The sequence below is a fragment of the Rhizobium sp. P28RR-XV genome (assembly GCF_012641385.1).
In the GTDB taxonomy this organism is placed as follows: Bacteria; Pseudomonadota; Alphaproteobacteria; order Rhizobiales; family Rhizobiaceae; genus Rhizobium.
Genome location: NZ_JABAIG010000009.1, coordinates 161,816 through 174,448 on the forward strand (window position 1 = coordinate 161,816; position 12,633 = coordinate 174,448).

The following is a 12,633-nucleotide window of genomic DNA, read 5'->3' on the forward strand; positions in this document are numbered from 1 at the left end:
TCGATTCCAGGAGATCGGCATGCGTTTGACGAAACAGACCAATTACGCGGTGCGCATGCTGATGTATTGCGCCGCCAATGATGGCCATCTGAGCCGCATCCCGGAGATCGCCAGGGCATACAGCGTTTCCGAGCTGTTTCTCTTCAAGATCCTGCAGCCGCTGACGAAGGCGGGTCTTGTCGAAACCGTGCGTGGCCGCAATGGCGGTGTGCGTCTTGGCAAGCCCGCAACCGATATCAGCCTTTTCGACGTCGTTCGCGTCACCGAAGACAGTTTCGCCATGGCGGAATGTTTCGAGGATGGCGTGGTGGAATGTCCGCTGGTTGATAGCTGCGGCCTCAATTCCGCACTGCGCAAGGCGCTGAACGCTTTCTTCGATGTTCTGGCCGAATATTCCATCGATGATCTGGTCAAGGCGCGGCCGCAGATCAACTTCCTCCTTGGCCTGACCGACGCGGACCATAAGGCGATCGCCAGGAAGCCCGCGATCTCAGCGCCGGCCGCCTGATCATTCGTCCCGACCTCGATCATCTTTGTCCGCGGCTGCCCCCGGTAGCTGCGGATTTTCGTTTATATTGCCTCCTATGCGGGCAATAAACGGTTAGCGGATTGCGAAAGCAAACCATCAAATCGTTCTGAATATGCTAAAACCGTGCAAAATTTTACCAGAATATTACCAATTCAAAGGCCTTTTCGTCCAAAAATTTCCAAACTCTACAAATTGGAAGAATTTTAGGCGGCGCTTGTTGCTTTCAAACTTAAAATAAAGTTCCATCGGCGCGATCCGGAAGGGAACCTCTGGTGGTGTCCACGGCTTCAAAAGAATAACAAACCTGGGAAACGATATCATGAAAAAGATTTCTGTCCTGCTGGCAGTGACAGCCTTGACTTCTGTCATGGCGACGTCCGCCTGGTCGAAAACGCTTGTCTATTGCTCGGAGGGTTCGCCGGAAGGGTTCGATCCCGGCATCTATACGGCCGGCACCACATTTGATGCCTCCTCGCGTGCGGTTTACAGCCGCCTGGTCGAATTCAAGCACGGCAGCACCGAGGTCGAACCCGGCCTCGCCGAGAGCTGGACCGTTTCCTCCGACGGCAAGGAATACACCTTCAAGCTTCGCAAGGGCGTGAAGTTCCAGACGACCGATTTCTTCACGCCGACGCGTGATCTCAATGCCGACGACGTCATCTTCTCGATCAGCCGCCAGCTCGGTACGGACAATCCGTGGGCCAAGTATGTTGCCGGCGGTTCCTATGAATATGCCGACGGCATGGGCTTCCCGAAGCTCATCAAGTCGATCGACAAGGTTGATGACCTTACCGTCAAGTTCGTTCTGAACCATCCGGAAGCTCCCTTCATCGCCGACCTGGCCATGGACTTCGCCTCGATCCTGTCGAAGGAATATGCAGACAAGCTGCAGGCCGACAAGAAGATGGAGCAGATGAACCAGCAGCCGCTCGGCACCGGTCCGTTCACCTTCGTCGCCTACCAGCCGGATGCCGTCATCCGCTACAAGTCGAACGAAACCTACTTCAAGGGCAAGGAAAAGATCGACGATCTCGTCTTCGCGATCACGCCGGATGCATCCGTCCGCGCGCAGAAGCTGAAGTCCGGCGAATGCAACATCATGCCCTATCCGAATGCGGCCGACATCAAGGATCTGAAGGCCGACAAGAACCTCAAGGTTCTGGAGCAGGCCGGCTTGAACGTTTCCTATCTCGCCTACAACACGCTTGTTGCTCCCTTCGACAAGGTCGAAGTACGCAAGGCGATCAACATGGCCGTCAACAAGCAGGCGATCGTTGATGCCGTCTTCCAGGGTTCCGGCAAGGTTGCGACCAACCCGATCCCGCCGACCATGTGGTCCTACAACAAGGACGTGAAGGACGACGCCTACAACCCGGACGAAGCCAAGAAGCTGCTTGAAAAGGCCGGCGTCAAGGATCTCAGCATGAAGATCTGGGCTATGCCGGTTTCGCGTCCGTACATGCTGAACGCGCGTCGCGCCGCCGAGCTGATGCAGGCAGATCTCGCCAAGATCGGCATCAAGGTCGAAATCGTCACCTATGACTGGGCTCAGTACCTGAAGCTCTCCTCCGCCAAGGACCGCGACGGCGCGGCCATCCTCGGCTGGACCGGCGACAATGGCGATCCGGACAACTTCCTTGACACGCTGCTCGGCTGCGATGCCGTCGGCGGCAACAACCGCGCGCAGTGGTGCAACAAGGAATTCGACACTCTCGTGAAGAAGGCCAAGCAGACCGCCGACGTCAAGGAGCGCACCAAGCTCTACGAAGAGGCTCAGCTCGTCTTCAAGCGTGAAGCTCCCTGGATGACCATCGACCATTCGGAAGAGTTCATCCCGATGACGAAGAATGTCTCCGGCTACTTCCAGGATCCGGTCGGCGTTCATCGCTTCGACGGCGTCGACATCGCCGAATAACGAAAAATCTATGAATATGTCCGGTTAGAACCGGGCGATCCGGCGGTCGGGCACTTTGCCTGACCGCCGGAAAAATTTGGATATCTGCCATGTTGCGATTTCTTTTCGGCCGCCTTGCTGTGCTGATCCCGACATTCCTCGGCGTCTCGATCGTCGCCTTCTCCTTCATCCGCCTGCTTCCCGGCGATCCTGTCATGCTGCTGTCGGGCGAACGCGTCATGTCGCCGGAACGCCATGCGCAGATCTCCCACGATCTCGGCTACGATCAGCCGATGGTCGTGCAGTACGGCCGATATATCTGGAGCGCCCTGCATGGCGACCTCGGCACCTCGATCACCACCAAGCGTGATGTGCTGACCGACTTCTTCACCTTCTTCCCGGCAACGCTCGAATTGTCGATCTGCGCCATGATCCTCGCGATCTGTCTTGGCATTCCGGCCGGCGTTTTCGCCGCCGTCAAGCGCGGCACATGGTTCGACCAGAGCGTCATGGGCGTGGCCCTCGTCGGCTATTCCATGCCGATCTTCTGGTGGGGTCTGCTGCTGATCATCGTCTTCAACGGCTATCTGCACTGGACGCCGGTTTCGGGCCGCATCGGCCTCATCTATTTCTTCAAGCCGATCACCGGCTTCATGCTGATCGACAGCCTGCTCTCCGGTCAGAAGGGCGCCTTCGCCTCCGCTCTCAATTCGCTGATCCTGCCGACCATCGTGCTCGGAACCATCCCGCTCGCCGTCATCGCGCGCCAGACGCGTTCCGCCATGCTGGAAGTGCTCGGCGAGGATTATGTGCGCACGGCCCGCTCCAAGGGGCTGTCTCCCTTGCGCGTCGTTTCCGTGCATGCGCTTCGCAACGCGATGATCCCCGTCGTCACCACGATCGGCCTGCAGGTCGGCGTGCTGCTCGGCGGCGCCATCCTGACCGAGAGCATCTTCTCCTGGCCGGGTATCGGCAAATGGATGATCGATGCCGTCTTCAAGCGTGATTATCCGGTGGTGCAGGGCGGCCTGTTGCTGATCGCCGGCATCGTCATGCTCGTCAATCTCGCTGTCGACTTGCTCTACGGCTTCGTCAATCCACGCATTCGTCACTAGGAGCGGCCCATGAGCACGGTTAGCGTCAAAACGGTTAACGTCAAATCCGACCGCCCCTCCGCTCTTGCGGAGTTCTGGTACTACTTCTCCCGCAACAAGGGCGCCGTCATCGGCCTTGCGATCTTCCTCTTCGTCCTGCTGCTGGCGATCTTCGCCGGCGTCGTGGCGCCTCATAATCCCGATGCCGCCTATGGCAGCGACATGCAGCGCCTGCCGCCAGCCTGGGCGGAGGGCAGCAACAGCAGCTTCCTGCTCGGCACCGATGCCAATGGTCGTGATCTTCTGTCGCGCCTCATCTATGGCACGCGGTTCTCGCTGTTCATCGGCCTCGTCGTCGCTTCGCTTTCGGCGATCGCCGGCATCCTGATCGGCCTTGTCGCCGGCTATGTCCGCGGCCGCACCGATACGATCATCATGCGCATCATGGACATCATCCTTGCCATCCCGTCATTGCTGCTGGCCCTGGTGCTGGTGGCCATCCTCGGCCCGGGCCTGACCAATGCGATGATCGCCATCTCCATCGTCAACCAGCCGCATTTCGTTCGCCTGACGCGCGCCTCGGTCATGACTGAGCGCGACAAGGAATATGTCATCGCCTCGCGTGTTGCGGGTGCCGGTCCGCTGCGGCTGATGTTCAAGACGATCCTGCCGAACTGTCTCGGTCCGCTGATCGTGCAGGGCACGCTTGCCTTCTCCGCCGCCATTCTCGATGCCGCGGCACTCGGCTTCCTCGGCCAGGGCGCCCAGCCGCCGACGCCGGAATGGGGTACGATGCTCGCGGATTCGCGTGAATTCTTCCAGAGCAACCCTTGGCTCGTCACTTTCCCCGGTCTGTGCATCCTGATTACGGTGCTCGCCATCAATCTGATGGGCGACGGCCTGCGCGATGCCTTCGACCCGAAGCTGAAGAGGTCGTAATGGCACTCCTCGATATTGAAAATCTATCCGTTGAATTCCAAACATCGTCCGGCCTCTTCCGGGCGGTCGATGGCGTCTCGCTCAGCTGCGACAAGGGAGAAATCCTGTCGATCGTCGGCGAATCCGGTTCCGGCAAGTCGGTCTCCATGCTCGCCATGATGGGGCTTCTGCCCTGGACGGCGAAGATCACCGCCGACCGCATGATGTTCGATGGCAAGGACCTGCGCGGCATCTCCTCGCGACAGCGCCGCAAGATCATCGGCAAGGACATGGCGATGATCTTCCAGGAGCCCATGTCGAGCCTCAATCCGTGCTTCACGGTCGGCTTCCAACTCGGCGAGACCCTGCGCATCCACATGGGCCTCGACCGCAAGGCGCGTCGCGAGCGCTCGATCGAGCTTCTGAATCTGGTCGGCATTCCCGCGCCCGAGGATAGGCTGTCGAACTTCCCGCATCAGATGTCGGGCGGCATGAGCCAGCGCGTCATGATCGCCATGGCGCTCGCCTGCAATCCGAAGCTCCTGATCGCCGATGAGCCGACCACCGCGCTCGACGTGACGATCCAGGCACAGATCCTCGATCTGCTCGTGCGCCTGCAAAGGGAGCAGGGCATGGCGCTCGTGCTCATCACCCACGACATGGGCGTCGTCGCCGAAACGGCCGAGCGCGTGCAGGTGCAATATGCCGGCCAGAAGGTGGAGGAGCAGCCGGTCAGGGAGCTGTTCCGCGATCCGCATCACCCCTACACGGCGGCGCTTCTATCGGCTTTGCCTGAACGTGCCGAAGTCGGCGAGCGCCTGCCGTCGATCGCCGGCGTCGTTCCCGGTCAGCACGATCGGCCGACGGGCTGTCTTTTTGCGCCGCGCTGCTCGTTCGCCACGCCGGAATGCGACAGGGGCGTCAAGCGCCAGGGCGTCGAACTCGGCCTGACCCTTTGCAACTATCCGCTGGAACATGGCAAGCCGCTCGGCCACCCCGGTATTGCCGCCACGCAAAAAGCAGGAGGTGCCGCATGACCGGCGCTGTTCTCGAAGGGCGCGATCTCGCCCGCTTCTACACCATCAAGCGCGGCAGCTTCAAACCGGAAGCGACCGTCAAGGCATTGAACGGCGTCAGCTTCAGCCTGCAGTCGGGCCGCACGCTTGCGGTTGTCGGCGAATCCGGCTGCGGCAAGTCGACGCTTGCCCGCCTTGTGACGATGATCGAAAACCCGACGGCTGGCGAATTGCTGATCGACGGCAAGCCCGCCAAGCTTGGCGACCGCAGCTTGCGCAGCGCCGTGCAGATCGTGTTTCAGAACCCCTATGGCTCGCTCAATCCACGCCAGAAGGTCGGCTCGATCCTGGAAGAGCCGCTGAAGATCAACACGGATGACGACGCCGCCACCCGCCGCCGCAAGGCGGAGGAGATGATGGCGCGCGTCGGCCTGCGCCCCGAACATTACGACCGCTATCCGCATATGTTCTCCGGCGGTCAGCGCCAGCGTATCGCCATTGCGCGTGCCCTGATGCTCCGGCCGAAGGTGCTGGTGCTCGACGAACCCGTCTCCGCGCTCGATCTCTCGATCCAGGCGCAGGTGCTGAACCTTTTGATGGACCTGCAGAAGGAGATGGGACTTGCCTATCTCTTCATCTCGCACGGCCTCTCCGTCGTCCGCCATATCGCTGATGATGTGATGGTGATGTATCTCGGCCGCCCGGTCGAAACCGGCACCGCCGACGAGGTCTTCAGCCGTCCGCGCCATCCCTATACGGCAGCCCTTCTGTCGGCAACGCCGATCGCCGATCCGGAGCGCGAGAAGAACCGCATTCGCCTGCAGGGCGAGCTGCCGTCACCGCTCAATCCGCCGAAGGGCTGTCACTTCAATCCGCGCTGCTGGCGCGCCCAGGACAAGTGCCGGCAGGTCGAACCGGAGCTGGCGGGCGACGGAACGCATAAATTTTCCTGTTTCTTTCCACTGGATTGATCCAAGTTGTGAATCGGGCAGATGTCGCTTTGTCGCGCCTTTCTGCCTGGCCCCTCACCCCAACCCTCTCCCCGCATGCGGGGAGAGGGGGCTGATCTAACGAGAGCCGGTTCTGTCCTGGTATTGCCGCCGATTGGCTTGCTCCGTCGTTCCCTCGCCCCGTTTACGGGGAGAGGGCTAGGGTGAGGGGCCAGGCAATCGGATGCTTCAACGGCGGACCCGCCCGACGATCATTGGCCCCCGTCATTCAAGGCAGAAAACGACATGAGTGAAACATCCCAAACGCCCCTTGCCATCATCGTCATGGGCGTGAGCGGCAGCGGCAAATCCTCGATCGGCGAAGGTGTCGCGGCCAAGCTTGGCATCCATTTCATCGAAGGCGACGCCCTGCATCCGGCCGCCAATGTCGAGAAGATGAGCAAGGGCATTCCGCTGACGGACGAAGATCGCTGGCCGTGGCTCGAAAAGATCGGTCAGGAAATTTCGGCAAGCCTAGCCAAGGGCGAGGGGGTCGCAGTTACCTGCTCGGCGCTGAAGCGCGTCTATCGCGAGCGCCTGCGGGCCGCCGCCGGCGGCCATCTCTATTTCATCTATCTCGAGGGCTCGAAGGAACTTCTGACGAAGCGCATGGGCGAGCGCAAGGGGCATTTCATGCCGGCGTCATTGCTCGAAAGCCAGCTGCAGACCTTGGAAGTACCGACCGGCGAACCCGGCGTCGTGACCGTGGATATCGACGATACGATCGAAGGCATTGTCGAAGCCTCCGTCAAAAGCCTGACGGCAATCCTCTAACGCAATTCCTGGAAGGGTGTGCAGCGGTTTTCCGCCCGGAATGCGTAGAATGAGACAGAGCAGCTCAGGGCGCGAACCGGTCCGGAGCATAGGCCGAAATATCGATGAAAGGCTTCTCGCCGGTGATGAGCTCGGCGAGCACGCGGCCGGTCACCGGCCCGAGCGTCAAACCATGATGAGCGTGCCCGAACGCGAACCACAAACCCTTATGACGCGGGGCCTTGCCGATGATCGGCATCATGTCGGGTGTGCAGGGGCGCGCGCCCATCCAGGGTTCGGGGTCGAGCCGTTCGCCGAGCGGGAAGGTGGCGCGGGCGACGGCCTCGGCGCGATCGAGCTGTACCGGTGTCTTCGGCGCGTCGCGCAGGGCGAATTCGGCGCCGGTCGTAAGCCTGATGCCGCGGCTCATCGGAGCCAGCAGATAGCCGCGCTCGGCGTCCAGCGTCCAGTTGTTGAGGACGGCATTGCCTTCCGCCGCATAATGCATGTGATAGCCGCGCTTGACGCCGAGGGGAAAGGCATAGCCGAAGCGCTTCGTCACGATGTCGGCCCACGGGCCGAGCGCGACGACCACATCCTCCGCCTCGATCGACCCGTCCGCCGTCACCATTCTCCAGGCCGACCCGGCCATGCCGAGCGAGACGGCATCCCCGGTCGTCACGCGGCCGCCGATGCTTTCGAAGTAGCGGCGATAGGCTGATGTCAGCCCATGTGGGTCCAGTACCGACCAGGGATCGCGCCAGCGCAGGGCACCGGCAAAGTCGCCCCGGAGATACGGCTCCGCGGCTGCGACCTCCGCACTGCTCAGAGCATCGTAGCCGATCCCGAATTCGCGGTTGAGGCGCTCGGCCTCGGCAAATTCCGCGTCGCGCTTCTCGTTCGAACGGAACAGTTCCACCCAGCCGTTCTTGCGAATGAGCTCCTCGGCATGCGAGGCTTCGATGAGGTCGTTGTGTTCGCTGACGGAATGTTCGATCAGCGGCGCGTAGGCGCGCGAAATCATCTCGTGGCGTTTCGTATTGGAGTTCCACCAATAGCGGGCGAGGAAGGCGATCTGCGCGGGAAGGGCGCGCAGATGGTAATGCGCGTCGATGCGATTGTTGAAGGCATAGCGCAGCAGCAGGCCGAATTGCTGCGGAAAGCCATAGGGCACGACACCCTCGCGCTGGATGAGGCCGGCATTGCCGAAAGACGTTCCCTGGCCCGGCGGCTGCCGGTCGACGAGGACGACTTGTCGTCCCCGCCGCTGCAGATGGATTGCCGTCGAAACCCCGACGATGCCCGCACCGAGAACGATTGCGTCCTTTGTCATCTTATCCTGCTATCCGCATGCTCATTGCATTGTCGCGCGGCCCTTCTTCATTGCCTGGGCCGCGCTGTAAGCATCGAAAATGCCTGCCAAATTTCAGCGGTGCAATTGAAAAATGCGGTTAGAGCGCGATGCCGAAAAGTGTAGGCGGTTTTCGGACGACATCACGCTCTACTTCTTTGTTTCTAGAGCGGATTCAGATTTTAGGTCGAACAGACCTAGAATCATCCGGCTCTAGGCCGCACTCTGTTTCAGGCAGATGTTTTCGGCGCGGATGCGGATTGCGAGAATGATACCGTTCAGCAGCGAAAAGATCGCGGCATAGAGCGGGAAGCCGAAGGCGAGCGGCAACACGGCGATCTCGCCGATGACGATCGCATAGTTCGGATGGCTGAGGAAGCGATAGGGTCCCTTGGCCACGAGAGCCGCGCCGGGCAATATGATGATGCGTGTCGTCCATCGTTCCCTCAGCGTCGCCAGCACCCAGAGACGCAATGCCTGCAGCAGCATGAAGAGCAGGAACCAGCCGGGATCGACCGGCCGGCCGATGGCGAGCAGCCATAATCCGATCAGCCACGCCGCATGCAGCGCCACCATGAAGGGATAGTGTTCCGAGGCATATTCCCGGGCGCCGCGGGCAAGCAGGGCGGCGGTGTTGTGCCGGGCATAAATGAGCTCCGCTAGCCGCTGCAGCGTCACGAAGGCAAGAAGCGCGATCGATGGCCACAGCATCAGGCGACCCTCCTCAAGGTGATGCAGCTTGCCGAGAAGCCCGGACCCATGGCGAGCAAGGCCGAACGAGAGGGCAATCCGCCCGCAATCATGCGCTCCAGCACGAAAAGCACGGTGGGGGAGGACATGTTGCCGTAGTCGCCGATCACTCCGCGCTCGATGTCGAGCGATCCCTCCTGGAGACCGAGCGCCTTTTCAAGTGCTACCAGCACCTTGGCCCCGCCGGGATGGCAGATGAAGCGGTCGACATCCGAGATCAAAAGCCCGGATTGCTCCAGAATGCCGGCAACAGCGCTTCTCAGATGAGTCTCCGCAAAGACCGGCAGCGATTGTTCCAGCACGATGCCGAAGCCCGTATCATCGATCCTCCAGCCCATGATGCCGAGGCTGTCGGGAAAGAGATGTTCGCCTGTCGATTCGATTTCCGCGATGCCGCTCTCGCCCGCCCGCAGCACGCAGGCGGCCGCGCCATCGCCGAACAGCGCCGTGGCAATGATGTTGGGTCGTGTCAGTTCGTCCAGACGGAAGGCGAGCGAGCAGAGTTCGATCGCGACGAAAAGCACGACGGCGCCCGGCCGGCTTCTTGCCATCTTCGTCGCGACGGCAAGACCAGATACGCCGGCTGCACAGCCGAGCCCGAAAATCGGTACGCGTTCGATATCACCGCGGAAGCCCATCTCGCCGGCGAGACGCGCCTCGAGGCTCGGCGTCGCAAGCCCGGTGGATGAGGCCGTGACGACGCAGTCCACTTGGCGCGCTTCGAGGCCGGCGCGTTGCAGAGCCGCAGTCGCTGTCCGGCGGAAAAGTTCGGATGCCACTTCCGCATAGGCGGCCATGCGGTCCTCCCAGCCATGCGGCTGTTCGAACCAGGAAAGCGGCCGCGCCAGATGGCGCTTGCAAATGCCGGTGCTCTCAAACACGCGGGCGAGATATTTGAAGTCCTGAAAACGATCCGAGAACAGGCGGCTCGCCGTCTCGGCGGCGTCCGTTTGGAGGATGATGTTATCGGGTGTTGCTACGGCGAGGCTGAGAAGTTTGATGCTATCGGTCACGGGTTTCTCCTGTGCCCTTGAGGGGCATGTGGAGGAAACACGCGATGGCGACGGTCTATTCGATGCCGGAGCAGTCACGAAAGAGTGACGGGTGTCCGGGTCCGGGATGCTCAGAAAAAAATTCTCGGGCCGTCCGAATAAAATGTCCGGACGGTGTGTTCTCTCCTCGCAACGTTCATTTTGCCAAGGAGACAGTTCATGACGACCAAAGCATTTCGCCTGGCTTCCATCGCTCTCGGTGCAGGCCTGACCCTCGGCGCTTTCGCCGTTCCCGTCTTTGCGGCCGGCGACGATTCGAGCACGACGCCGACCTGCAAGAAGGGCGAGATCTACGATCAGAAGGCGAAGAAATGCGTCAAGCAGCAAAGCGCCAACGTCACCGATGAAAACCGCGCCGACTACGCCTATTCGCTGGCCAAGAAGGATCATCGCTACGAAGAAGCCCTGGCGGTTCTGGACACGATGAAGAACCCGAATACGGCCGAGGCGCTGAACTACCGCGGCTATGCCACCCGCAAGCTCGGCCGCACGGACGAGGGCATTTCCTACTACCAGAAGTCCGTCGCCATGGACCCAAAATACACGCTGGTCCGTGAATATCTCGGCGAAGCCTACGTCATCAAGGGCCAGATGGATCTCGCCAAGGACCAGCTGAGCACGATCAAGACGCTCTGCGGTAATACGAGCTGCGAGGAATATCGCGATCTTCACGCCGCGATCCTGAATCCGACCAGCCTGTAACGGCGCCTGGGTCAACGATGAAGACTGTAAGCAGGGAGCTTTGCGAGAAATATGGGAGTGATGCCGGTCGCTCGTAGCGCAATTTCTGCTTATAGTCTGACAGCAATGAAGCCGCCGAAAAGGTCGGCGGCTTCCGGACATGCGAATGCGGCGGAGGATGTCATAGCGAGCGAAGAGGATATCAGGGCTGGCTTGTCCCAGCATCTGACGCGGTTGTGGCGCTATGGCGTCGTGCTGTCGCGCCAGCGGGACGTGGCCGACGATCTCGTTCAGGCGACTTGTGTCAGGGCTCTGGAGCGGGCGGCTCAATTTACATCGGGCACGCGGCTCGATCGCTGGCTGTTCGCCATCCTCCATTCGATATGGCTGAACGAGGTCCGCTCGCGCCGGGTGCGCATGGGGCAGGGCTTCGTCGATGCCGACGAGACACTGGTTTTCGACGGCGCGCGGGAAACCGAAACGCATATTTTGGCCGGGCAGGTATTGCAGCGCGTGCAGGCATTGCCGGAGGCGCAGCGCACCGCCGTATTTCTCGCCTATGTCGAGGGGCTTTCCTATCGCGAAGTGGCCGAGATTCTCGAGGTGCCGATCGGAACGATCATGAGCCGGCTGGCGGCGGCGCGGGCAAAACTTGCGGATGGCATGGGGATAGTGGCTGACGGAAAATCTTCCGGAGGTGAGCGACTGGGGAATGGAAATGAGTGAATTGGATAAAGGACAGATGCCCTCGGACGAACAGCTCACCGCCTTCATCGATGGCGAGCTGGATGCCGCCGAGCGCGAGCGGATCGAACGATTGATCGCCGACGACGAGCGTGTTGCCGAGCGTTTCGATTTCCTGTCCCGCAGCACGCTGCCCTTCAAGGCAGCGTTCGAGCCAATGCTTGTCGAGGCACCGGCTGCGAAGCTGGAGGCCATGCTTGCGGCCATTCCCGCAATTGAAAAGCCTAGGTCCCGTGCTGCCGACATCGGTCGCCGTGGTTTCCTTGCCGCGGTTGCCGCAAGCTTTGTCGCCGCCATTGCCGTCGACCGCTCCGTGATCGGCATCGGCCATCGGCTTTCGAAGCCGGATGAAGATACCGAATGGCGTGCCGTGGTTGCGGAATATCTTTCGCTCTATACGGCGGATACGCTGAGCGCTCCGGCCGGCGATCATGCGCAGCAGGTCGCGCAATTGAATGAGGTCGGTGCCAAACTGGGCCTGTCTTTGGCGCCGGAGGCCGTGGCAATGCCGGGCGTCGAATTCAAGCGCGCCCAGATTCTGAATTACGACAGCAAGCCGTTGGCCCAGATCGCCTATCTCGATCCGGAAAGCGGCCCTCTGGCGCTTTGCATCGTCCAATCCGCCAGGGGTGCGGCCGCGCCGGATATGGAAAATCGCAAGGGCATGAATGTCGTCTATTGGTCGAGCCCAACCCATGCCTTTATGCTGATCGGCCATGCGCCGATCGATCGCATGCAGCAACTTGCGGCTGATGTCCGGGGACGCCTGGTCGCCTGACGGCTGTTTCGCCGACGGCTAAATTGGCGCGATTCAAAAAGAATTTGGCGAAAACCCATCCTGCTGGTATTCTTTGCCCAACGA

General features: G+C 60.9%; 13 protein-coding genes. 10 read left to right on the top strand and 3 right to left on the bottom strand.

The window, feature by feature from the left end; genetic code table 11:
- The first annotated feature begins 19 nt into the window (after positions 1-19).
- The 7 genes from rirA to HGP12_RS20135 all read left to right on the top strand — a co-directional run bounded on the left by rirA (position 20) and on the right by HGP12_RS20135 (position 7,214).
- Positions 20-508 (top strand): iron-responsive transcriptional regulator RirA, encoded by a 489-nt coding sequence (gene rirA, locus HGP12_RS20105; RefSeq protein ID WP_168840957.1) that lies wholly within the window; start codon positions 20-22, stop codon positions 506-508.
- 340 nt (positions 509-848) lie between these two features.
- On the top strand, positions 849-2,444 hold the full coding sequence (locus tag HGP12_RS20110) for an ABC transporter substrate-binding protein (protein ID WP_168840956.1): 1,596 nt from the start codon (positions 849-851) through the stop codon (positions 2,442-2,444).
- An 89-nt stretch (positions 2,445-2,533) separates the two neighbouring features.
- Positions 2,534-3,538, top strand: coding sequence for an ABC transporter permease subunit (locus tag HGP12_RS20115; RefSeq protein WP_168840955.1), 1,005 nt, complete (start codon positions 2,534-2,536; stop codon positions 3,536-3,538).
- Positions 3,539-3,547: 9 nt separating this feature from the next.
- Positions 3,548-4,456 carry an ABC transporter permease subunit gene (locus tag HGP12_RS20120; protein WP_168840954.1) on the top strand — a complete coding sequence of 303 codons (909 nt, stop codon included), beginning with the start codon at positions 3,548-3,550 and terminating at the stop codon, positions 4,454-4,456.
- Positions 4,456-5,472, top strand: a complete 1,017-nt coding sequence (locus tag HGP12_RS20125; RefSeq protein WP_168840953.1) for an ABC transporter ATP-binding protein — start codon at positions 4,456-4,458, stop codon at positions 5,470-5,472. Before HGP12_RS20120 ends, HGP12_RS20125 begins: the two co-directional genes overlap by 1 nt.
- Positions 5,469-6,422: a peptide ABC transporter ATP-binding protein gene (locus tag HGP12_RS20130; RefSeq protein ID WP_168840952.1), complete on the top strand. Its 954-nt coding sequence runs from the start codon at positions 5,469-5,471 to the stop codon at positions 6,420-6,422. Before HGP12_RS20125 ends, HGP12_RS20130 begins: the two co-directional genes overlap by 4 nt.
- 264 nt (positions 6,423-6,686) lie before the next feature.
- Positions 6,687-7,214 carry a gluconokinase gene (locus HGP12_RS20135; RefSeq protein WP_168840951.1) on the top strand — a complete coding sequence of 176 codons (528 nt, stop codon included), beginning with the start codon at positions 6,687-6,689 and terminating at the stop codon, positions 7,212-7,214.
- A gap of 64 nt (positions 7,215-7,278) precedes the next feature.
- On the opposite strand, the gene HGP12_RS20140 is transcribed toward HGP12_RS20135, so the two are convergent.
- The 3 genes from HGP12_RS20140 to HGP12_RS20150 form a co-directional block, all read right to left on the bottom strand.
- Complete coding sequence (locus HGP12_RS20140; RefSeq protein ID WP_168840950.1) at positions 7,279-8,526, bottom strand: FAD-binding oxidoreductase; 1,248 nt, start codon at positions 8,524-8,526, stop codon at positions 7,279-7,281.
- 231 nt (positions 8,527-8,757) lie between these two features.
- Positions 8,758-9,255, bottom strand: coding sequence for an isoprenylcysteine carboxyl methyltransferase family protein (locus tag HGP12_RS20145; protein WP_168840949.1), 498 nt, complete (start codon positions 9,253-9,255; stop codon positions 8,758-8,760).
- Complete coding sequence (locus HGP12_RS20150) at positions 9,255-10,307, bottom strand: type III polyketide synthase (protein ID WP_168840948.1); 1,053 nt, start codon at positions 10,305-10,307, stop codon at positions 9,255-9,257. The genes HGP12_RS20145 and HGP12_RS20150 overlap by 1 nt, the downstream gene beginning before the upstream one ends.
- Positions 10,308-10,505: 198 nt before the next feature.
- On the opposite strand from HGP12_RS20150, the gene HGP12_RS20155 reads away from it, so the two are divergent.
- From HGP12_RS20155 to HGP12_RS20165, 3 genes are read left to right on the top strand one after another with little or no spacing between them, the layout of a single operon-like run.
- Complete coding sequence (locus HGP12_RS20155; protein WP_168840947.1) at positions 10,506-11,048, top strand: tetratricopeptide repeat protein; 543 nt, start codon at positions 10,506-10,508, stop codon at positions 11,046-11,048.
- Positions 11,049-11,108: 60 nt separating this feature from the next.
- Entirely contained in the window at positions 11,109-11,753 is a 645-nt protein-coding gene (locus HGP12_RS20160) for an RNA polymerase sigma factor (protein ID WP_168841108.1), read from the top strand.
- Positions 11,746-12,549 (top strand): anti-sigma factor family protein, encoded by an 804-nt coding sequence (locus HGP12_RS20165; RefSeq protein ID WP_246703489.1) that lies wholly within the window; start codon positions 11,746-11,748, stop codon positions 12,547-12,549. The genes HGP12_RS20160 and HGP12_RS20165 overlap by 8 nt, the downstream gene beginning before the upstream one ends.
- The last annotated feature ends 84 nt before the right edge of the window (positions 12,550-12,633 follow it).